Genomic DNA, 20,318 nt, shown 5'->3' with positions numbered 1-20,318 from the left:
TGCAGTTTTGGGCCATCTACTGTCAATAAGAGATTGCACCGCAATGACTTCATTTGGCTCGGCTGAGCCTCTGACAGCACGGTAGCAATAGTCCGGTTGGATTCTTCGCCCAAGATGCCCGCGCCAAATGATGCTTAGGAGAACATCCGAATTTACGGGAGTAGTCCCGGCTAAACTGGGTCGGGCTTTCGTAGCCTACTTCGAACCCTGCGAAGGATACGGAAGGAACGCCGCGCTCCAACAAAGTGCGCGCTTCAATCATCCGCAGATCCTTTTGGTACTGAAGTGGTGTCGTGCCCGTCACCGATTTGAAGTGCTCGTGAAATGATGACTGGCTCATTCCGGCAATTTGCGCCAATTCGTCAACGACGAGCGGTTCCCGAAACTTCGATCTGATCCATTGGATCGACTTGGCGACGCGGCTGGCATGGCTGTCCACGGACAACAGGTTCCGCAGCATGCCACCGATAGGTGACAACAGAAGGCGATAATGGATTTCCTTCAGGATCATCGGACCGAGGACTTCCGCGTCCATGGGCGCTTTCATCAGCTCGAGATAGCGTACCATGGGCGCAGTCCACGCTGGATCGGCCTTTCTGGAAGACACGGATGTCGCGCGATCTCTGTTTGTCGCGGCCTCACCCACCTGTTCGTACAACCGGCGTAGGATGCTTAAATCCAGTGAGAAGATGAGCGCCTGATAGGGGCGCTCCGAGCTGGCTTGTGTGATCTTTGAGGCAACTGGCAAATCATGACTAACCAGCAGCATGTCGCCCTCGTGCAACTCAACGAACTGCTGTCCAACGCGCATTTCTTTCCGTCCCTGTAGCATCAGACAAATGACGGGTGAGGTGCCCCTAGATTTATAGACGCTTCGCCGCCTAAATGTGAGGCGAGTAGGCCGACATGGGGACAAGCAACTACATCGACGAGTGCAAGCGGGACGCGGTGCATCAGATCATGGTACGCGGGTACCCGGTTCGGGAGGTGTCGCGGCGCTGGGGGCCAGCAAGTATCCTCTCTACAAATGGTTGAAGCTGTTCGGGGAGCCGGTTCCTAAGCCGGGCGTTGACCATGAAGCCGAGAACCGGCGGTTGAAGCGTGAGCTGGCCGGGGTGACAGAGGAGCGCGACATTTAAAAAAAGAGGCAACGGTGTATTTCGCGCGCGGGTCCCGATGAAGTACGCCTTCATCCGGGCGCATCGCGAAGAGTTCGGCGTCCGGGCGATGTGCTGGGTGCTGCGGGTCCATTTCTCCGGGTTCTATGTATGGTTTAAGGAACCGTTAAGCCACCGTTCGCAGGAGGCTGCGCGCTAGACCGAGCTAATCCGGCCGGCTTGGGCCGACAGCGGCAAGGTCTATGGGTATCGCAAGATGACGGAAGATTTGCGCGATCAGGGCGAGCGCATCTCAGAGAACCGGGTTGCGCGGCTGGGATCGCTGCGCAGATCGGCTACAGGCGCCGTCCTGACCGACATCACCTACATCAAGACCCACGAAGGCTGGCTGTACCTCTGCGTCATAATCGACCTGTTCTCCCGTCGCGTGGTCGGCTGGTCCGCCCAGTCCGGCATGACCACGGAATTGGCGCGCCAGGCTCTTCTAATGACCGTCTGGCCACGAAAGCCAAACGGCAAAGTCACGGTGCATTCGGGCTAGGGCTCGCAATTCACCAGCCGGGAGTGGCAGACGTTTCTACCTCAGCACAACCTTCAATCCAGCATTAGCCGCCGCGGCAACTGCCGTGACAATCCTGTCGCGGAGAGCTACTTCCAGCTTCTGAAGCGGGAGCGGATCAGACGGCGGACATATCCGTCCCGCGAAGACGCGCGGCGAGACGTGTTCGAACACATCGAGTTGTTCTACAACTCGAAACGCAAGCACACGAACAACGGCATGCTGTCGCTCGGCTACTTCGAGAGCAGACAGCAGAAACTGAACCAGGCAGGTGTCTAGGAAACCAGGGGCACCTCAAAGTGATGATGTTTGAACGGGGAATTTCGTGGCATGACGCACCTTAAGAAAAGATCTCACTGACATCCTTGGTAGATGCAACAATCCCCTTGGAAGCAATCCAGCTTCAGTTTTGGTTCCCAAAGCTGGCGCATGATTTCTGCCTTGGCATCTTACGCTTTGCTGAGTCTAGCTGCACGCTCAGAGCAAATAACCAGCCGTTTCACCGACGTGGTCGAAGCTATCGCTATCTTGCCATCGATGATCGCGCCGACAATCTCACCGGAGTGTTCCGGATCCGTCTGCTTTTGAGCGACGAAAGCAGCTGAGCGGGTTCTTATCGCTCAAAATCATTTATTCTGAAGACATGTTGCACCCGGCATTTTCAATGAAGATGTCAGCGCCATAGAGGTCTATGCGTTTGCTCAAGTCTGGTGAGATCTGGTTGACGCCAACTGCGTATCAATTCGCTCTCAATGGTGGGGTGCGCTACCATTGCCTCAGGAGGATGCGCATGACCCCTGAGGAACAAACGGCAGCAGACCAAAAGATGCGGGACGAGATCGCGCGCCTGAGAGATGAGACTGTGCGGATATCTGAACGAAGCAACATGCCCGAGTTGGTCTGTGGGATCACGTACACCGCTGCGCTTGCCACGCTGGTGCTCTATTATTCCTAAGCTCTGAATGGAAACGCGCAGCCGTTTGCGAGTGCTGTTTCAGCCCATGTGTAGGATGCCTTTCAGGCACAACCGATCCTTGGGGTTGCTCCCAGATCACAAGCCTAACCCGCTTCCTGAGCAAGTAGCCCAAGATTTGTCTCGTGGCGGAGGATCTCCTGCGTGGCTCCCTGTGGCCAGCGAGTGCATGGGTCGATTTTTCGATCACTGGCGAAGACGACGTTCTTCACCTCCGCTTCGACCTGCGCGCAGTATGCACCGCACTTCGCGACAACGGCTGCGAGGTGTATCCGATCTGCGCGATCAGGGAACCATGCGTGGCCGGCCTCGTAGCGGTCGTTGGCGCTGTCATCGAGGCCCATCCCGAACCCACAGGCGACTTCAGTCACTTGATAGGCAGCTGATCGGATAGCTTCGATATAGGGCCAGGGATCGGGGCCTGTTGCGCGACCAAATGCAGCGAGGTTTTCAAGCGACAGCACGCCTTTCGGCGGTATGTAGTCTGCGCCCTCGGCCTTGTGCCGGAGGATTTCAGCTTTGAGCATGAGAAAGCCGTTGAGGGTTTCGACGCTCTCCGGGGACAGGTATGATGTGGTTAAGGCGGTCCATAACGCTTCCACAGGTTGACCAAGGGCAGCTGGGGCGGTCTGCCCCGATAACCTGTCGCTCGCCGGTGCTGGGCTGCTGCGGATACCCCGTGTGAGGGCGGGAGCGAGGTGCGCGGCGCACCAGTCCGCCCAGGAGGCCTGCAGAGCCGCGTATTCGTTCCGGTTGCCCATTCTTTCCTTCAGATCGCGCAGAGCCTTATGGGTGGAGATGACGGGCTTGCCGCGGCTTTCCCGAACCGGAGAAACGACGAGCTCGACCATGGACGCTTTGCCGGGGTGTAGCCGTGCAGCGATCACCGAGCTTGTACCGCCCCAGCTTTCGGCCCAGGCGGTTGCGCGCTCGATGAGTGCGCGTGGCAAGGCGGTGTCTTGTGGAGTGGTAGCGTCTTCCACCCATTCGGGGGAAACCCTGCAGAAGATCCGAAGGGCCAGCGGCGCGTTGCGGCGTTCATATGCTCCGAACTCCGCTTTATGAGCGTCCAGGGCGGCCTGCAAATCGCCGGCGCTTCCGCCCTTGGACCATGCGGGATCTTCGATGGAGGCAGTGCTTTTCCGGGTGGTTCTCTCATTCTGCAGGGGTGAGTGCCAGGACGCCTGCCGGAGTTCGGCACGGTTGGAGATCTTCCGAATGCGAAGAGATGCGTTGACCATGAGTGGCACGGTAGCCGCGTCTTTGTGTGCTGTCAGCCTTTTGCCTAATACAGGCAATTGAACTTACAGGGTGCTGATTGACCAATCGCCTAGGTGATTGCCGGTTGCCGGGTTAGATCAAAGATATTTGCGAGGAGTACGATCATGTCGAAACCTTCAGCACAGGATACACTTGCCGATCTGCAACGGGAGACGGCACGTGCACTGGATCAGGCCGCACGACCAGTCTGGCCGATCGGCGGGGTCATGGCGCTTTTCGGAATGATCCTGGGCGGAGCGATAAGCGCGCTGCTACTGATCTGATCCGGCTGACGCAGGCACGAAGCGGTTTGTTGTGAGACGCGCGCAGCAGGGGGTCCCGTTTTTTGGCCGTAGAGCGCCTTCACGTTGTTTGAGGCAGGCGGCGGGGAGGGGGCTTGACCTGCCTTGGGCTTCCAGAGCGCCTGTGAGGCGATGTGAGCGTCTTTGGGCGGGGCGGGAGGGTCCACTAACCCCCTGACCCGCGATCAGTTGCCTTCAAGGCTTCTCTCGCACGTCTCGGCTCACCTTACCGGAGCGCTTCATCCGTCCTGTTTGGGGCTGCAAAGCCAAGAACGGGAAAGGCACGCTTATACGCGGTTCTTGTGAACCGCGTGAATGGCACCTCACACGGGTTCAGAAAGGGCCTTGCGGGGGAGCAGATAGCGGACCTTCCGCATTCATGTGCATCCCATCCGCAGCTGCAAATTGTCTCAATTTTCAGGAAGGCACGACTATACAAAACATTCGCATGTTTTGTTCTTGGCAGTGATGCGCCCCCGACGGACTGGTGTCTTCCAGAAGAGTGGGGTGCATCTCACACTCGACTGTGCCACCTTAAGAACCATGATCTGACCGCTTCTTTCATTGTGCCGCCGCCCGTGGAGCTCGTCTCCGCGTTTGCTGAGCCGTGCCTGATGAAAGGACATCCCATGACAAGACCAACTGTACCACCGACCCGCGCGCGACGCTTTGAGATCGAGGATCTCTGCGTGGATTGGCCGGCTCTCGCCTACCAGGTCTGGCAAGGTCCGACTTACTTGCGCCAGAATGGCCGGATCGCATTCGTGGTGATCGAACATCAGTTGTTCAGCCGGATTCACCCGCACCAGCAGGCCTTATCGACGGATGAACTGCCCGAATGGCTTGGAGAGCTCCTGGAGCAAGGCTTGTTCGAACTGACCCAGACCGGTGGCGATGATTGATCCGGCACTGTTGCACTATGGCGCCAGCCTGTGTTGCCGCTGACAAAACTGCAATCGGAAACCTCTCCAATTTGAATGGCTTTCCGATTGCGGGACAGCGCGTCCAAGAACACTACTCGTGAGAGAAGTGTGTAAACGTGCCTTTCCAGAAATTGAGACAATTCCTGGCTGCGGATAGGAGCCCATGACCTCCCCAAACCAAGCCGAAAACCACCGCCGATTTGTTGAAGCAAAGAAGCAACAGGGCCTCAAGCGCGTCATCCTCTGGGCGCGGCCCGAAGATATTCCGATGCTCAAGGATATTGCTCGCCAACCTCACGCCATTGCCGCGATGCGGGACAAGGTGGCAGGTGAGATTGAGGCTGAACTCCGGCCTGTTCTGGAGAAGAAGATTGCCCGGCAGATGGAAGTGCGCACCCGGCGCGCTATGCTCGTCCAGAAGCGCGCGCAGGTCCGTCGTCAGCAAGCAGGCAGCAACAGACCCCCGGATGGCGTCCGGTTCCAGTTGAAGCCCCCCGGAGCGGTCCGTCAGCGCATCAAGCAGGCGGGATGGCTATATGATCCTGTCGCGGCCGTCTGGCACCTGCCTGAGGATCCATCCCACTGGGATAACGCAGAAGCTCTCATGGCAGAGCTGGACGTGATCTACGGCGTCGAGCGGCTGGTCCTGGACATCGGGGCAGGGGAGGACACCAGGTGAAGCCTATCTTTGCGGAGCTGCTGGATGGGGCGGGCGGTCAATCAATTCATGCAGTCAGTCTGACCAGCCGAATATCGGAGCAGCACAATGGCTGTAATGAGACGCTGAAGGGATCCCAGTTTTACCGCTTAGCGTGACGCAATTGGGTCCTATTCGAACCGTTAACTTTTTGTGTGTAACTGCGAAAATGTGCGATTTGATACATAGGATTCAGCATATCTTTGCTATCGCTTGCCACAGTTTGATCCGGATATGTTCTTAGAGAAGGCGATAGGCCTTTCTGCCAACGGGTGAGGCCCAGACAATCGTTAGGTGTGATGCAAGGGTAAAATGCGCGAAGTAGTCGGTATACGGGCAGGTCTCACGGAACTGATCTTCAACAATTCCGCAAATATGAATGCAGGCAATGGAGGGTGCATGGCCGCATCATATGCCTGTCAATCAGCACAAGTAAGTACTCAGGGGTGTTTGCAATGAGCAGCGAACAACAAGCAGAAAATCGTGTGTGGTGGTTCGAGGGGTTCTGGAACGAGGCAAAGTGTCAAGCGCCGATCTCTGCTGGGGCAGATTACGGCGGCAAACCGGTCTACAATCAAGGCACTTTGAGCCAGGAGCTCCGCGAGCGCGAGATCAAGTTTACCAAGGAACACGGACTCTATTGCTTATTCGTCTCGCGCCCCTCAACCCGGGCTGATCGAGATTTTGATGACCTGGGTCCTATGTCGATGACCGGTATTTTGGTGTCAGGCAGTATGATTGATCTGCTTAGGGATTTCGATCTTGGTGACAGTCAGGTCTTAGAGCTCCCGATGTATGAAGGCCTCGGAAAACAGCTTGGACCTTCAGGCAGTCTAAAGGAGCCAGACCTGTCGCACCCTGTGCCCGGACGTTGGGGGCTGTTGCATGTACTGGAACGGAAGGACGCAATCCTCGAAGAGTGTTCTGTCGGAGTAGGGAAAGGTCTCGATGCACCGTCGCTCGATTATCAACCGCTGTATGTACCATCAAGAAGTCCAGAAACTGTTATTGGTCTGAATTCGAAAGTTTCACTTTCTGGTCCCGATATTTGGCTAGATACGCGCCTTGACGACGTTCATTTCATCTCAGAACGCCTGCGCCGAGCGATCCTAGATGCGGGGCTGCGGGTGCCGATGATGAAGTGGCTGAAGGAAGCTCCGTTGCATGAACCCAACGCGGGCGAGGGCTGACTTCGATGACCGAAACAAATACGAGCAAGCCGGATACAAAACTTACAATCCAATTCCATCACATGATGAGAAATGATGAATTCAACAATCTAGTTGATGATTTGGACCTCTTGTTTGGAGACTCGGATAGAAATCCGCTGCATCGTGACCTTCTAATGATGAAAGTTATGCTGCCGTCCTCTAACGAATTTTGGACGGCGCTGCAGTCACTGGGCGATGCAGCTAAAACCCTAAATGCGCTTGGCATAGGTCAGGCAAGTCACATTGGTGGAAGCCACGTAGGGTACGGGGATTTTATTCTATCAAATGCTAGGGACATCCTAAGGGACCCAAAGCCAGGAGAGACTGGTCGCACAAAGCTAACAGATGTCAAAAAGCGGGCCCGCGTGATTGATCTGTTCGAGTTCGCAAAACATGCTGCTTTGGATGGTAACCCACCCAGCATGGAGGCCGATAGAGAGACATTCCAAAGGGTATATGACGCACACCTCAGCAATCACGGCGTTTCAAGCACCAGTCGAGCTCCTTCGCGGGCGATGCTGGATCAGGCCGATGCGGTACGCTCCCAGCTTGCGGATAAACCAGTTGATCAGCGCTATGTCGCAGAGGGAGATCCTGGGCGAAAGGCATGGCTCGCCGAAGCATATGATAAGCTTGCTGAGGTTGGTCTTGATCCAAAAAGTCCGAAGATTACGGAAGACCGCGCCAATATTACAAATATCTGGCTGAGGCCACTCGCAATGGCGTGACCTGAGACCCGTTTCCTCCTCCAAATTGAGGTAGAGTTCGTCCCAACGGAGGAGACGAACAGAATGAAGAGATCACGGTTCAGCGAAGAGCAGATCATAGCGATCTTGAAGCAGCAGGAGAGCGGTGTTGCGACAGCGGATGTGTGCCGCGAACATGGGATCAGCTCGGCGACATTCTACAAGTGGAAGGCAAAGTTCGGCGGGCTTGAAGTGTTGGACGCCGGGAAGCTGAAGGCCCTAGAGGACGAGAATGCGAATCTGAAGAAGCTGCTGGCTGAGCAGATGCTAGACTATGCGATGTTGAAGGATGTCGCCTTGCGAAAGTGGTGACGCCCGCGGCCAGGCGACAAGCAGTGGCGCATCTGTGCAATGAGCACGAGGTGAGCCAGCGGCGGGCGTGTTCTGTTCTTGGCGTTGATCGGTCGAGCGTTCGGTATCGCAGCGTGCGTCCAGGCGACGCTGATCTGCGCACGGGGAAGAAGGCTGCTGCGGCTGAGCGTCGTCGGTTTGGATATCGCCGCGTGCATGTGATGCTCAAGCGTCAAGGGTGGCAGGTGAACCAAAAGAAGCTGAGGCGGCTATATCGTGAAGAGAAGCTGCAAGTCCGCAAGCGTTGTGGTCGAAAGCGTGCTCTCTGAACGCGAAGCCCACTGCTGATGCCGGAACGCCCCAATGAACGCTGGAGCCTGGATTTTGTCTCAAACGCCTTCACGGACGGGCGCAGGTTCCGTGTTCTGGCCATCGTCGATGACTTCAGCCGGGAATGTCTTGCACTAGTCGCGGACACCTCGCTTTCCGGGCTGCGCGTCACGCGGGAACTGACGGCGGTTATGGCCAGGCGTGGACGGCCTAGAACCATTGTCAGCGACAACGGGACGGAACTGACCAGTATGGCGGTGCTAAGATGGTACCAAGAGACGCGGATCTACTGGCATTACATCGCGCCCGGCAGGCCGATGCAGAACGCATTCGTCGAGGCATTCAACGGCAGCTTCCGGTACGAGCTTTTGAGCGAAACCCTGTTCTCTTCGCTGAGCGAGGCTCGCGAAAAGATCACAGCATCGCAGGACGACAACAACCGCAACAGACCCCACTCATCCCTGGGCAATCTCACGCCGCAGGAATTTGCAATGAAATCGAGACTGGAAACCAAGGCCGCATGAGGTCAGAAAACAATCGACGGATTCTCCCAAAAACCGGACGGAAGTCGGGTCTTAGGTCAAGATGTGTCCAAGCAATTGCATGTCGCTCCGGTTATCGTAGCAAATTTTCGACCGCGTGATTCAGCATAGAGCAATTTCGGATAAAAATTTTTGACTTTAAGGAGTCAAATCATTTGTGGCCATTTCAAGCGAAAATCTACCTTTTTTCCGAATGCCCGACTGGACACACCCCCAATGAGACGCCTATTCTCAATACCAGTAGCGAACCGTCGCTGCGCTAGTATATGGAGAATATTATGGAAAATATAAACGAATTAAGCATCGAAGAAATGGACATGGTATCGGGGGGGATTTGGCCTTATGTTGTGCCAAACGCAAGTTCGAGTGATGACCCTGCGGATCTTTACAATCATGTAGTGAAGCCTGTTCTGCCTGCCCCCGTTAAAATAGCAGTTTGGCTGGCTAGAAGCAATACAGGCAACTATATTTCATTCTAATATTATCTATTTTGGATCTCGGAATTTATATATTAGATTCCGAGGTTCATTTATTTGTTATTTATATTTTTGATGTCAATATTATTTAGTGCAGAGTAAGAGTTTTTGCAGTCTATTTATTTATTAAATATTTATGATATTCAATCGGTCTGAGCTCGTCGTTGTCCGGTTTTGCGCGGTGGCGATTGTAGTCATCGCACCGTGGCGTAATCAATTGGCGAGCATTGCGCAGTATGTTGAACAGGCTAATTTTTAGGCACTCATCCATTGAATGGCCTTTGAAACATGCCACGAACAAACTGTGCATTTGCTCTGCCCCCTGGAAGCTGCATCGTTTGAAGCTGGAGTGTTCCGCTAAGTTTTCCTCGCCGGGGAAGGAGCGGAATTGCATGAAGGCATCGAAGTTCACGAAAGCGCAGAATGCGTTCATCTTGAAGCAGGCCGAGCAAGACACGCCTGTCGCTGAGATCTGCCGCTAGGCATGGATCAGTCAGGCCACCTACTTCAATTATAAGAAGAAGTATGGCGGCTTGTTGCCAGATGAGATGCGTCGGCTGAGGGCGCTTGAGGATGAGAACACCCGGTTGAAGAAGATCCGCAGGATTTACAATGAGTTGGGGCTGCAGCTGAGGAACAAGCATCCGAAACGACGGGTGAAGACAAAGCTGCGGCAAGATCGCCAGGAAGCAGTCGAACCGAACGATGTCTGGGCAATGGACGTCGTGCACGACCAGCTCGCCCTAGGCAAGAAGCTGCGTATCCTGACCATTGTTGACACGCATTCCCGCCTTTATTCGACAGCTGATCCTCGGTTCCATTGTCGGGGCGAAGATGTCGTGCAGACGCTCGAACGGGTCTGCGGGCAGATGTATCGACCCAGCGGAATCTGCTCACGTTAAGCTGCTAATTTAAATGTCTCGTTTGGCGTGCGCATGGCAAGCGGCTGATGCGGACGCCTGTTGTTGTAGAACTGGATCCAATCGCCGATCGTGCGGCTAGCGTGCGCGAGGCTTTCGAAGCGATGACGATGGACGCACTGCTCTTTCACGGAACGGATCAGGCGTTCCATCATGCCGTTCTGCTGCGGGCAATGGGGAGTGATGAACTCCTGCTTCAGGCCATAGCTACGGACAAGCTTGGTGTAAGCCCGAGACGTGAAGACCAATCCGTTATCACTGCGGAGAAGGAATGGATCATCGACTTTACCCAGGGTGCCGAAGCGGGCGATCAGGGCATGTTCAAGCGCTGACACTGCCGTTGTTGCTTGGCTGGATCTCGATAGGTGCCAACCCAGGAGCTCTCGCGTGTGGCAATCCATGACAAGCGCCAGCGTGGCCCAGCCGTCCTTTCCTGCCCAGATGCGGCACAGGTCAGTTGACCATCTCTCATTTGGCTTTTGGGCGACGGATGGCAGAGCCTCAATGCGAGGCCGAGCACCAATGGATCGCTTTCGGACCTGCCATCCCTTGATTTGGAAGATGCGCTGCACGGTGTTCTTGTTGAACCCTAAAAGCCAAGCGACGGTGCGATAGCCAAAGGAGGGTTCTTCTTCGATCAGCGCTTTGATCGGCGCGACGAACTTGTGATCCAGTTTGGGCGCCGCTTTTGTGGGCTTGTAGTAGACCGTGCGGCGCGGGACATCGAACCAGGCACAGAGCTTCGTCACCGGCACGACAATCCCATCGTCGAGAAGGCCTTGCTGAACGCTGCGGATCATTTGTCGTCCTCCGCGTCCAGCAAGGCCTGGAGCTTTTTTCTAGCGCGCAGCTCCAGCATCGCTTCGCGATAAGCTTCTTGCAGATCGCGGAGCTGCTTCTCATATTGCTGGCGCACATCAAGCGGATTAGCCTTCAGCGCGTTCTCCATGCCCTTGCGCGCATCATCCACCCAGTTCTCAATCTCAGATGGCGATAAATCATACGACCGGCTTGCCTCGGCCACGGTCGTTCTGCCCTGAATGATCTCAATAACGAGGGCCGATTTGCGCTTTGCTGTCCATCGTTTAATGCCGTCTTCCAATGGTCCACTCATCGCTACGTTTTCCTCCTTGTAGCATGAGCAGGATTTCACTGGGTCGATACACAGATGGGCTATCCGGGAACGATCAGGGTCGTCAACGGCAGCAAGTTCGTCTCTCGCGAACTCGATCACTGGGCTTATGCCAACGACGTTATGCTAGATTTCTTAATTTTCCCCCCGATTCCCGGGCCATTGCGAACTGGAATTTTCCCCCTTTGAATGGATGAAGGAGAAAGACCCATGAAGCGGAAGCTTTTCACAGAAGAGCAGATCATCGGTGTGCTGAAGGAGAGCGAGGCTGGCGCCAAGACGGACGACATCTGTCGGCGTCACGGCATCAGCTCAGCCACGTTTTACAGCTGGCGTAAGAAGTACGGCGGTATGCATTGCACGGCACGGTATCGCGCAGCGATGTCCCGAGAGTGGAGGCTGGCGATGCCAACCGTCTGAGGGCGTTGGAAGCCGAGAACGCCAAGCTGAAGCGGATCGTTGCAGACCAAATGCTGGATATGTCTGCGATGTAGGATCTGTTGCAAAAACATTGGTAAGCCCATGGCGAGCGACGAGCTGTGGGCTTTCTGATGACCGAACGTGGGTTCAGCGAGCGCCGCGCCTGCCGGATCGTTGGCCTGGCGCGGTCGGTCCAGCAATACCGACCGCTGTCGAAAGGCGACGGCCGCAATCAAACGCATGAAGGAGCTGGCGTCGGAGAACCGACGCTATGGCTATCCACTGCCCGGCAGGGCATTGCGCAGCAATGGCCCGAGAGGGTGCGCCTACACGCGATGCTGCGTCGAGAAGGTCTCGTTGTGAACCACAAGCGCACATATCGGCTCTACATCGAGCATGGCTGCAGGTTCGGACCAAGAAGCGCCGCAAGCTGCCCAGGCGGGATCGCGTCGCACCGCAGGTGCCAGAAAGGCCAATGCAAAGATGGTCTTTGGACTTCGTCAGCGACCAACTTGCTGATTGTCGCAGGTTCCGCGTGTTGAACATCGTGGACGATCAAAGCCGGTTCTGTCCCGGCCAAATCGTCGATGTGTCGATCTCGGGCGCTCGCGTGGCGCGGTTCCTGGATGATCTGGCCCTTCGCATGGGACTCCCGGAGGAGATCATCCTCGACAACGGGCCCGAAGGCACCGGCAAAGCCATATTCGATTGGTCCGAGCGAACCGGTGTGCGCCTGTCGTTCATCGAGCCGGGCAAGCCCGTGCAGAACGCCTTCGTGGAGAGTTTCAACGGCAAGTTCCGGGACGAATGCCTCAACCTCCACTGGTTCAGATCACTTCGCCACGCTCGCGAGGAGATCAGCCGATGGCGAAATCACTACAACACCGAGCGCCCTCATTCGGCGCTCGTATACCTGTCCCCAACGGAGTTCCTGATGAAAACCACCGCGCCAGCGCTTGAGGCTCTTGCGGTCTCCACGCTGCCGCTCAACACTGTAACCCAACCTGAAGATTCCAGATCAAACCGGCCTTAGTGACGAGGGAAGGTCATTCACACGGCTGGGGAAACCCACCGGCAACGGGTTCATCGAAGCGTTCAACAGCAAGCTCAGGGTGGAAAGTCTGAACGCGCACTTGTTCATGAGCCTTGCGGATGTCCGCGAAAAGCTGGAGGGTTTGCGTAAGCTCTACAACGAGGACCGATCCCGCAGCGCGATCGGATGTAATGTCCCGATCGCCATGCATTATCCCGATGGCGTCAACACACCGTCATCGGGAAAGAGCCGGGAAGCACCAGCTTTCGGCGGTCCAAAGTTAGGGAGCAGCGCAAACCACCGACGGATTCTCCCAAAGGCTGGAGGGAAGTCAGGTCACAGGTCACTGGCCACCTCTCATTCCCATGTTTTGCTGATGACGTGCAATACGGAGCGAACTAACGACAATTCGTTCGCAGATAGGATCAAGTGGATCACCGAGGCAATGAATTGCAAAATCTAGCGGTGGTGGACGCCACCCAGGGAAAAAGCGACGAATAAGTCCCTCCCGCACCGGGTTCTCTGCTAGAAAGTGGGGAATAGCCGCTACGCCGACACCCTCGATCACCAACCGTACGGTCGAACTTAGGGAAGAGGATGGGATGATCGGAACATCGTGGCCAATCCTCTGCCAGACAGAGTCCCGCATGTTTCGATAGGGCAATGTATCTTTCGGATAGGTGATAACTGGTTTTCCAAATAGTTGGGACATGGCAAAGTTGTCATCGATCGGATCACTAGCTGATGTGTACCAATCGAGTCTGATGGACGGCAATTCGAAACGCTTGTATCTTTGATTAGCTGGAATGCCGTTCGCAAAAGCCATATCAATCTCACGCATGTTTAGAATATTCAGCAGGCGAGCCGACGTATCGACTTGTATCTCAATCTGAAGGTTAGGATAGTCTGCTTGAAGCTCGCGCAGAACCTTCGGCATCCAGCTTTGCGCAATGGTTTCTGCTACGCCTAGACGCACAATACCATTGATACCTAAAGGGCCTACAACATCCCTCTCAATCTGAAAGACGATATGTTCAAGTTGTTCAGCATATCGAAACAGAACTATGCCTTGCTCCGAGAGCTTTCGCCCACTCTCTGTACGTTCGAAGAGTTTTGTTCCGAGCAACTCTTCGAGATTCCGTAGGCGTGCCGTGATTGCAGGTTGGGTAAGATGCAGTGCGTTAGCTGCGCGCCGGTTACCATCGCCACGCGCAACATGTAAGAACGCGCGTACTTGTTCGAATTTGAGATTCAGCATGGGGTTAATCCGATGTCAGATTGTCGTCGGAAGGTGCTTCGGTGACAGAACCGCTGGCCACAACGATTATGCGATCAGCACTTCTGATGGTCTCGGGCCTATGAGCTGACATGACTCGCGTGATACCTAAGGCACTGATTGCTTCATTGACTTTACGTTCTGTTTTCACATCGAGGTTTGAAGTCGCCTCATCAACGAAAAGTATTCGCGGTCTGCGGTAAAGCGCACGGGCCAGCAGCACCCGCTGCACTTGCCCGCCGGATAGCGTGGAGCCCATATCGCCAACTGGCGTTTCATAGCCCATAGCCATCTGAGTAATTTCTTCATGGATGTCCGCCATCTCTGCGCAGCGGCGTGCCCATTCGAGATCAGGGTCGAGATCAAAGAACGTTATATTCTCGGTGAGACTGCCAGCGAAGAGCAAGTCGTCCTGCATCACAGATGCGATCTGTGAGCGATAGTAAGCAGGATTGGCCCGAGCAAGAGGGGCGCCATCGATCAAAATCTCACCCTTGTTTGGTTGCATGAGCCCCATCATCAGTTTGAGTAGGGTTGTTTTGCCCCCCCCTGATGGGCCTACGAGTGCGACGCTTTCACCAGGTTCAATTATAAAGTTTGCATCTTTGAAAACGGAGGGCAGTTCTGGCTCATAAGCAAAACGCAAGTTGCGCACTTCGATCCGGCCCTGATAGATTGTTAGAAGTTCGCCATCGGCTGGTTCCGGTGTTGCCATGGCGATGTCAGAAATACGATCAAGATGAAGTTCGAGCATTCTGAACTGGATGAGCAATTCGACTAGGCCTACGGCTTTATTCACGAATTGTCCGCGATAAGCCATGAACGCGAAGATCATTCCGATGGTGAACTCGGCATCCATGACCATCATGGCCGCAAGATAGATGACAATGACATTCTCGATCCCGCTAATCAGCTGACTCGCAGCATCAAAAACTATGTCTAAGCGCTTCACACGGACGGATTGGTTCACAGAGTCAGCTAAGTAATTTTGCCAGCGCTGCTTGCGACTTTCCTCCTGTGAGAAGGATTTGATAGCCAAGATGCCGCGCACAGTCTCTATGAAGTTGGTGTTTTCAATTGCACCAGTAATGATCAATTCTTCTGAAGCACGCCGAAGACTGCGGAACATCATGAGACGCAGGATCAAATATAATATAAGGGCCGAGAGAGAGATTACAGCAAGCGTTGGGCTGTAGGCGAACATCAATGCCAGTGTCACAATGGCCATAAGACCATCAACGATTCCGAGTACAAGCCCGCCGGTAAGAAACTGCTTGATAGGCTCAATGGACTCAAAGCGTGAAACTAGATCGCCGACCTGTCTTCGCTCAAAGAAAGGTAAGGGAAGACGAATTAGTTGGCTGAAAAGATTGATTGAGATCTGATAAGACATCGCACTACCAGCGAATAGAATAACGAGATGACGGATCACAACCGCCACAACGTTGACGAGAAGGAAAAGCGCGAAGCCAATTGCTAGCGTTAGCAAAAGGTTAAGATCGAAACTCGGAAGAACCGTGTCCACGACAATCTGCAGGTACTGTGGGGCGCCAATCACGTAGACTTGGATGACGACCGACAATAGAAGCGTTTGCGCAATTGCACCGCCAAGACCGCGAAGGCGCGACCAGAGGCTCGACATTTTGAGGCGAATACGCTCGTCTTGTTGCTCAAATTGTGAGGTTGGCGTCAGTTCAAGAACAATACCTGTGAAGTGCTCTGACAGCTCTTCCAGGCTCATCGTCAATGCGCCTTTTGCCGGATCGTGGATTACGGCTTTGCCACGCCCAATCGACTTTAGGACAACAAAATGATTCAGGTCCCAGTGAAGGATGGCGGGCAACTGCACGCGGTTGAGCTGCTTTAACTCTAACCTCAAGGCGCGGCTTGCGAAGCCAATCCGACCCGCATTTTCTGCCAAGAGACGCAATGTGACACCGCGCGCGCTAGTCGGAAAGCGGCGACGAAGGCTTGCTATGTCAGTTCGATGGCCGTGGAAGCTCGCGATCATCGCAAGGCAGGCATTGCCGCATTCTGTAGTTTCAGCTTGGCGAATCAGAGGTAGGGTTCGGCGACCAACAAAATACAGTTGTTCCAGTGAGGCTTTGGTCATCATGTCCTCCGTGCGATGGAGAATAATGGTTCCAGTAACCACGCCAGAATAGTACGCTCTTCAAGAACGATATTGGCATTTAGTAGCATTCCAGGCTGGACCGGAAGATTTCTTCCTTCCGCTGCGATAGTATCCGACGCCAGACTTACAGTAACGCGGTAGACTGGCTCACTGATATCGACAAGGAGATTAGTGTCAGTTGGTGTGATGACGGTGCTCGTCACCTGCAAGATGCGCCCGTGCTGCGCACCGTAGCGTTGGAAAGGAAAGGCATCGAACAATAGTCGGACATCTTGCCCGGTTTCGATAAAGCCGATCGCACGGCTAGGGACATAAAGCTCGACCTCAAGGGTGCTGTTTTTGGGCAATATAGAGAAAATTTGCGTGCCGCCGCTTAACGTAAAACCATCGGAGGCAAGAATGGCTGTGACCGTGCCATCTGCAGGAGCGATGATATCGAAGGCCGTTGCACCGCTTATAATGTTCAGTTCGTTTTCGAGTCGAGCCCGCTCTGCTTCGAGTTCTAATTCGTCGAAACGCGCCTGTGCAATCAACTGATGCTCTAGGTGCGCGATCCCCCGTTGACGAAGGTTGAGTTCAAGGATCTCTGTTCTTAGCTGTTGTTCTGCTTGGCGCGCACGTATCAGCTCAACCAACTGGGCAGACTGGCTTTGAGCATTGATAAGGTTCTGTTCAGCGAGTTCACTGATCCGAGCGGTATTCCGCTCGAGGACACGCAGCATCTCGACTTGCAAGTCCAGCCTTTGCTCAGCGAAGTCAATTCGCCTAGCCAAATCTCTTCGTTCTTGTGCCTTAGCAGTTAAGTCTAACTCAACAATTGTAGCAAGCTGCTCCCTGCGGAGATCCAGCTGAGCAATATTGCGGGCGATACTGAGGATTTCCGCATTTGTCCGAGTGCCGTCAGCGTCTGAGGTGTTTGATGCTGTTACACGACCTACAACTTGTCCTTGTTGCAAAGAGTCGCCTTCTTCTACAGCAAAGTCACTCACGACGCCGCTTCCGGCAGCCCGAACGTGAACTATGCCGGATGATGGAACGACCACACCGCGTACAGTCTCGATTCGAGCAAACGAGGCAACCGCGATAAAGAAAATTAGGCCTGCGATGAAGGCGGCAAGAAACCCAGTTACAATCCAAAAACGGATCGGGGTCGCGATGAGTATCTGCCCTAGAAGCCTCTGACGCTGACCTTCTACAACTTGTCTACGAAACAGCATGTTAAGAAATCTTGTTAGCAGTTTCGAAGGCTCTCAACCTTAAGAAGTGCAGGAGTCTTTGATTGATGTCTGAATGGAGCAAAGACTGATTTCCCAAAATTTTTCCGAGCGGCATGATTCTGCTGTAGCTGCATAGCATCAAATTATATGCAATTTATGAGAATAATAGTCTCATTTTATATTTTTTGTCAACGTCCGTGACATGCGGATAGCGGTGCTCAACTGCTTGAGAAGGACAGTTGAAGATGCGCCGGTGGGGTTGGGGGCAGGTCCTTGACATTCTGCAGCAATATCAAGCGGTAGGGGGTGCGAAGGATCTGTACCGTGAAGTGGTCATGAAAAACTGGACAGTCGTCTCTGGAAGATCCGAGACCTTTGAATGAATTCGAGAATGGCGATGCGCCGGAACTGCACTAACCAGTTTAGGGCGGAGGCCACGCTGGAAGCGCAACGCGGTGATAAGACCGTGTAGGCAATCGCCGAGAAGCATCTGCTGCATCGATGACCGACAGATATTTGCACTCAAACACCGAGCGGCGAACTGGGGGAGCACTTCTGAGCGTCAAGCCATCGAAGACATGACCGATATGTGTTCCGGTGGCAGACAGAGTGACCCGACCGAAGCCGACGTGAAAGAGTTGTATGCCAAGGTCGGTGGGTTGGCTGCCGAAAATGTTATTTTGTGCGAAGGTTGAAGCGATGAACCCGACAAAGAAACCCGCCATGTTAAAATAGGATGACCTAGAACTAAGTATCAAGCTGCATCGCAAACTGGTGCAGTTCTTGCGGTCGGACTCCACCTCACGCCGATCGGGATCGGCACAGACACGCTTGGAGTGATTAATGAGATCGACCCACCGCCCGGCAGTGCATTTTTATTGCAAGCGAGGGGCCTGTTCACCAAATTCTCGTTCTTCGGATCGCGACATGTACGGAAGACTGCACAGAGTTAACATTGGATGCATCGAGCGGTGATAAGCACCAATGTTGGCAGAGCATCAACACAAGATCACGGCCGTCCGCTTTCGGCCCTATGTATGTGCCGGCTGCTGTTCGCAAGACAGTTGTCTTCTGGATTTTGGAAGTCGCGCATATGTATCCGGCCTGTCTATCGGCTCGCGGGCCGTGGCCATTTTGGGGTTACGCTCGCTCCGTGGTCTCATTACCGGAAAGGCCATTTTCTGGCCGAAAGGGCCGTCAGACTCTGGGGGCGTTTCTCTCCGTTCCAAACGTCATCGTCTCAGCGAACTCCTTTGGGCGCGACGGTCAGATCGCTATCGCCGCATCTCCTCTTTCATCGAACCGCGTCTCGTGCCGCAGGACGCTCCAGGGCATCCGCGCGAGCTTGTTGGCCAGCGCCACCCCGAGCTTGTTTCTGTGCATTCGTTCTGCCGCATTCGCCAACCATTGGCCGAAGCTGAAGTCGGGCCATCGGTGCGGTCGCATCATGATCACCTTCGCGGCCTGAACGAAGAGCATGCGCAGATATCGACTTCCACGTTTAGAGATCCGTCCAAGAACGGTGCGGCCGCCAGTGCTGTATTGTCGGGGTACGAGGCCGACCCACGCCGCAAAGTCGCGCCCGCGATCGAAGCCGTTCCCTATGCCAATTGCAGCGACCATCGCCGTCGAAATCATCGGGCCGATCCCGGGGATGGACATAATGTTCCTGCAGTTCGGTTCGCCCACGGCGATCTCTGAGATCTTCTTTGAGACCGTTTCGATCCGCTCATCCAGCCAGAGCCAGTCTTCGTAGAGGCCCATCAGGATCGTCTGCATCCTCGGTGAGATTTCGCCCTCGCGTTCATCCAGGATCGTCAGGAACGAGGTCTTCAATGCCCGAAGGCCTGATCGGACGGCTATGCCTTGCTCTATCAGGAAGGCACGGATCTGGTTGATCGTGGCTGTTCGCCAAGAGACCAACCGCGATCGCACCCGGTGAAGTGCCTGCAGGTCTAGCTGATCCTGGCTTTTCTCCGCGACCGTTTTTAGATCGGGGCGCAGCGCTGCCTCGGCGATCGCCTCCGCATCGTTGTAGTCGTTCTTCTGGCCTTTGTTAAACGGCTTCACATAGATGGCCGGGACTGTCCGTGGCTCGAAGCCCATCCGGCGCAGCGTCCGACTGACAAAGTGGGCGCTCAGGCAGGCTTCCATTCCGACAACGCAGCGAGGGAGGTCCTCAAAGACTTGAGGGAGAGCCAACCGCTTAATCTTCAGGCGAAGAACGCGTTCACCTGATGGATTGAAACCGATCAAATGGAACGTGTCTTTGCCGATATCGACGCCGATCACAGACAGATCGGTGAGCTCTGAGGGTCGTTTCTTGGGCATGGTAGCTTCTCCTAAATTGGGTTTCGCCTACAGAGGCTAACCCATGGTGGGGAAGCAGCCGGCACATCTCATTAGCGGACATTGGGGGAGGGGGCTTCATGTTGCGCCGCGGTTCCCTGTACCCGCCATACGCTGCGGTGCCGCGCATTTGATCAATCGAAGTTACACAAAGCGGGACGGAGCTGCCGTTTGATTTCTTCCGTGGAACGTCCGCTTCGCGATACCGCTTGTCCAGTTGGCGACACCTACATTGATGCAACTGGGTGCTTTCGTAGAAACTCCGCTAAGCCGAGCGCGTCTGGTTTGATCTTTCGCAGCTCTTCACTCCCGAATGCGAAATTCACCCTGTTGTGCCAGGCCAGTTGCTCAGCAAATTCTGGCACCAGCCTTCGAAACAGGGCGCGAGGGAGGCGCCAGCCCTTTGGGC

The 20,318-nt window shown here is 54.7% G+C and carries 16 protein-coding genes and 4 pseudogenes; 12 read left to right on the top strand and 8 right to left on the bottom strand.

From position 1 onward, the window contains the following. Positions 1-49: 49 nt before the first annotated feature. Positions 50-916, bottom strand: coding sequence for an AraC family transcriptional regulator (locus POI8812_RS16975; protein WP_281258583.1), 867 nt, complete (start codon positions 914-916; stop codon positions 50-52). Here POI8812_RS16975 and POI8812_RS16970 point away from each other — a divergent pair. Beyond that, positions 907-1,956 (top strand): annotated as a pseudogene (locus POI8812_RS16970) (IS3 family transposase). The gene POI8812_RS16975 and the pseudogene POI8812_RS16970 overlap by 10 nt on opposite strands. Before the next feature lie 511 nt (positions 1,957-2,467). Next, positions 2,468-2,632 carry a hypothetical protein gene (locus POI8812_RS17750; RefSeq protein WP_162845016.1) on the top strand — a complete coding sequence of 55 codons (165 nt, stop codon included), beginning with the start codon at positions 2,468-2,470 and terminating at the stop codon, positions 2,630-2,632. 104 nt (positions 2,633-2,736) lie between these two features. Here POI8812_RS17750 and POI8812_RS16960 read toward each other — a convergent pair whose 3' ends face one another. Next, a complete protein-coding gene (locus POI8812_RS16960) occupies positions 2,737-3,600 on the bottom strand; it encodes a hypothetical protein (RefSeq protein ID WP_146186191.1) in 864 nt (287 codons plus the stop codon). 435 nt (positions 3,601-4,035) lie between these two features. On the opposite strand from POI8812_RS16960, the gene POI8812_RS17745 reads away from it, so the two are divergent. The 8 genes and pseudogenes from POI8812_RS17745 to POI8812_RS16925 form a co-directional block, all read left to right on the top strand. Beyond that, positions 4,036-4,194 (top strand): hypothetical protein, encoded by a 159-nt coding sequence (locus tag POI8812_RS17745; RefSeq protein WP_162845017.1) that lies wholly within the window; start codon positions 4,036-4,038, stop codon positions 4,192-4,194. 647 nt (positions 4,195-4,841) lie between these two features. Beyond that, complete coding sequence (locus tag POI8812_RS16955; protein ID WP_108783819.1) at positions 4,842-5,114, top strand: hypothetical protein; 273 nt, start codon at positions 4,842-4,844, stop codon at positions 5,112-5,114. A 184-nt stretch (positions 5,115-5,298) separates the two neighbouring features. Further along, positions 5,299-5,814 (top strand): hypothetical protein, encoded by a 516-nt coding sequence (locus POI8812_RS16950; protein ID WP_108783818.1) that lies wholly within the window; start codon positions 5,299-5,301, stop codon positions 5,812-5,814. Between the two features lie 473 nt (positions 5,815-6,287). Next, positions 6,288-7,022, top strand: a complete 735-nt coding sequence (locus tag POI8812_RS16945; RefSeq protein WP_108783817.1) for a hypothetical protein — start codon at positions 6,288-6,290, stop codon at positions 7,020-7,022. A gap of 5 nt (positions 7,023-7,027) precedes the next feature. Then, positions 7,028-7,771 carry a hypothetical protein gene (locus POI8812_RS16940; RefSeq protein ID WP_108783816.1) on the top strand — a complete coding sequence of 248 codons (744 nt, stop codon included), beginning with the start codon at positions 7,028-7,030 and terminating at the stop codon, positions 7,769-7,771. Between the two features lie 63 nt (positions 7,772-7,834). Beyond that, positions 7,835-8,934: pseudogene (locus POI8812_RS16935) on the top strand (IS3 family transposase). A 296-nt stretch (positions 8,935-9,230) separates the two neighbouring features. Continuing rightward, positions 9,231-9,431, top strand: a complete 201-nt coding sequence (locus POI8812_RS17570) for a hypothetical protein (protein ID WP_146186190.1) — start codon at positions 9,231-9,233, stop codon at positions 9,429-9,431. Positions 9,432-9,820: 389 nt separating this feature from the next. Then, a pseudogene (locus POI8812_RS16925) lies at positions 9,821-10,318 on the top strand (transposase); the annotation flags it as partial. Positions 10,319-10,326: 8 nt separating this feature from the next. Here the strand turns inward: POI8812_RS16925 and POI8812_RS16920 are convergent. Together POI8812_RS16920 and POI8812_RS16915 are read right to left on the bottom strand one after the other, a co-directional pair. Continuing rightward, entirely contained in the window at positions 10,327-11,148 is an 822-nt protein-coding gene (locus tag POI8812_RS16920) for an IS3 family transposase (protein ID WP_108783814.1), read from the bottom strand. After that, entirely contained in the window at positions 11,145-11,582 is a 438-nt protein-coding gene (locus POI8812_RS16915; protein ID WP_370739591.1) for a transposase, read from the bottom strand. The genes POI8812_RS16920 and POI8812_RS16915 overlap by 4 nt, the downstream gene beginning before the upstream one ends. Before the next feature lie 108 nt (positions 11,583-11,690). On the opposite strand from POI8812_RS16915, the pseudogene POI8812_RS17850 reads away from it, so the two are divergent. Both POI8812_RS17850 and POI8812_RS17940 read left to right on the top strand, forming a co-directional pair. Beyond that, positions 11,691-12,933 (top strand): annotated as a pseudogene (locus tag POI8812_RS17850) (IS3 family transposase). Then, positions 12,905-13,396: an integrase core domain-containing protein gene (locus POI8812_RS17940; protein ID WP_108783811.1), complete on the top strand. Its 492-nt coding sequence runs from the start codon at positions 12,905-12,907 to the stop codon at positions 13,394-13,396. The pseudogene POI8812_RS17850 and the gene POI8812_RS17940 overlap by 29 nt, the downstream one beginning before the upstream one ends. Here POI8812_RS17940 and POI8812_RS16895 read toward each other — a convergent pair. The 4 genes from POI8812_RS16895 to POI8812_RS16875 all read right to left on the bottom strand — a co-directional run bounded on the left by POI8812_RS16895 (position 13,277) and on the right by POI8812_RS16875 (position 19,891). Beyond that, positions 13,277-14,191: a LysR family transcriptional regulator gene (locus POI8812_RS16895; protein ID WP_108783810.1), complete on the bottom strand. Its 915-nt coding sequence runs from the start codon at positions 14,189-14,191 to the stop codon at positions 13,277-13,279. The genes POI8812_RS17940 and POI8812_RS16895 overlap by 120 nt on opposite strands. A 4-nt stretch (positions 14,192-14,195) precedes the next feature. Then, positions 14,196-16,322 carry a peptidase domain-containing ABC transporter gene (locus POI8812_RS16890; RefSeq protein WP_108783809.1) on the bottom strand — a complete coding sequence of 709 codons (2,127 nt, stop codon included), beginning with the start codon at positions 16,320-16,322 and terminating at the stop codon, positions 14,196-14,198. Next, positions 16,322-17,560, bottom strand: a complete 1,239-nt coding sequence (locus tag POI8812_RS16885) for a beta-barrel domain-containing protein (protein ID WP_108783808.1) — start codon at positions 17,558-17,560, stop codon at positions 16,322-16,324. Before POI8812_RS16885 ends, POI8812_RS16890 begins: the two co-directional genes overlap by 1 nt. A gap of 1,266 nt (positions 17,561-18,826) precedes the next feature. Next, the gene (locus tag POI8812_RS16875; protein WP_108783806.1) at positions 18,827-19,891 is read right to left on the bottom strand and encodes an IS110 family RNA-guided transposase; all 1,065 of its coding nucleotides are present in this window, start codon (positions 19,889-19,891) and stop codon (positions 18,827-18,829) included. Positions 19,892-20,318: the final 427 nt, after the last annotated feature.

The organism is Pontivivens insulae (assembly GCF_900302495.1).
Taxonomy (GTDB): Bacteria; Pseudomonadota; Alphaproteobacteria; order Rhodobacterales; family Rhodobacteraceae; genus Pontivivens; species Pontivivens insulae.
This window is presented reverse-complemented; position numbering and strand designations above follow the sequence as displayed.

Bases quoted from the DNA above. Each gene is read 5' to 3' on its own strand.
- POI8812_RS16890 (WP_108783809.1), bottom strand. From the start codon at position 16,322: ATGACCAAAGCCTCACTGGAACAACTGTATTTTGTTGGTCGCCGAACC.
- POI8812_RS16940 (WP_108783816.1), top strand. From the start codon at position 7,028: ATGACCGAAACAAATACGAGCAAGCCGGATACAAAACTTACAATCCAA.
- POI8812_RS17750 (WP_162845016.1), top strand. From the start codon at position 2,468: ATGACCCCTGAGGAACAAACGGCAGCAGACCAAAAGATGCGGGACGAG.
- POI8812_RS16920 (WP_108783814.1), bottom strand. From the start codon at position 11,148: ATGATCCGCAGCGTTCAGCAAGGCCTTCTCGACGATGGGATTGTCGTG.
- POI8812_RS16945 (WP_108783817.1), top strand. From the start codon at position 6,288: ATGAGCAGCGAACAACAAGCAGAAAATCGTGTGTGGTGGTTCGAGGGG.
- POI8812_RS16875 (WP_108783806.1), bottom strand. From the start codon at position 19,891: ATGCCCAAGAAACGACCCTCAGAGCTCACCGATCTGTCTGTGATCGGC.
- POI8812_RS16955 (WP_108783819.1), top strand. From the start codon at position 4,842: ATGACAAGACCAACTGTACCACCGACCCGCGCGCGACGCTTTGAGATC.
- POI8812_RS16950 (WP_108783818.1), top strand. From the start codon at position 5,299: ATGACCTCCCCAAACCAAGCCGAAAACCACCGCCGATTTGTTGAAGCA.
- POI8812_RS17745 (WP_162845017.1), top strand. From the start codon at position 4,036: ATGTCGAAACCTTCAGCACAGGATACACTTGCCGATCTGCAACGGGAG.
- POI8812_RS17570 (WP_146186190.1), top strand. From the start codon at position 9,231: ATGGAAAATATAAACGAATTAAGCATCGAAGAAATGGACATGGTATCG.
- POI8812_RS16895 (WP_108783810.1), bottom strand. From the start codon at position 14,191: ATGCTGAATCTCAAATTCGAACAAGTACGCGCGTTCTTACATGTTGCG.
- POI8812_RS16885 (WP_108783808.1), bottom strand. From the start codon at position 17,560: ATGCTGTTTCGTAGACAAGTTGTAGAAGGTCAGCGTCAGAGGCTTCTA.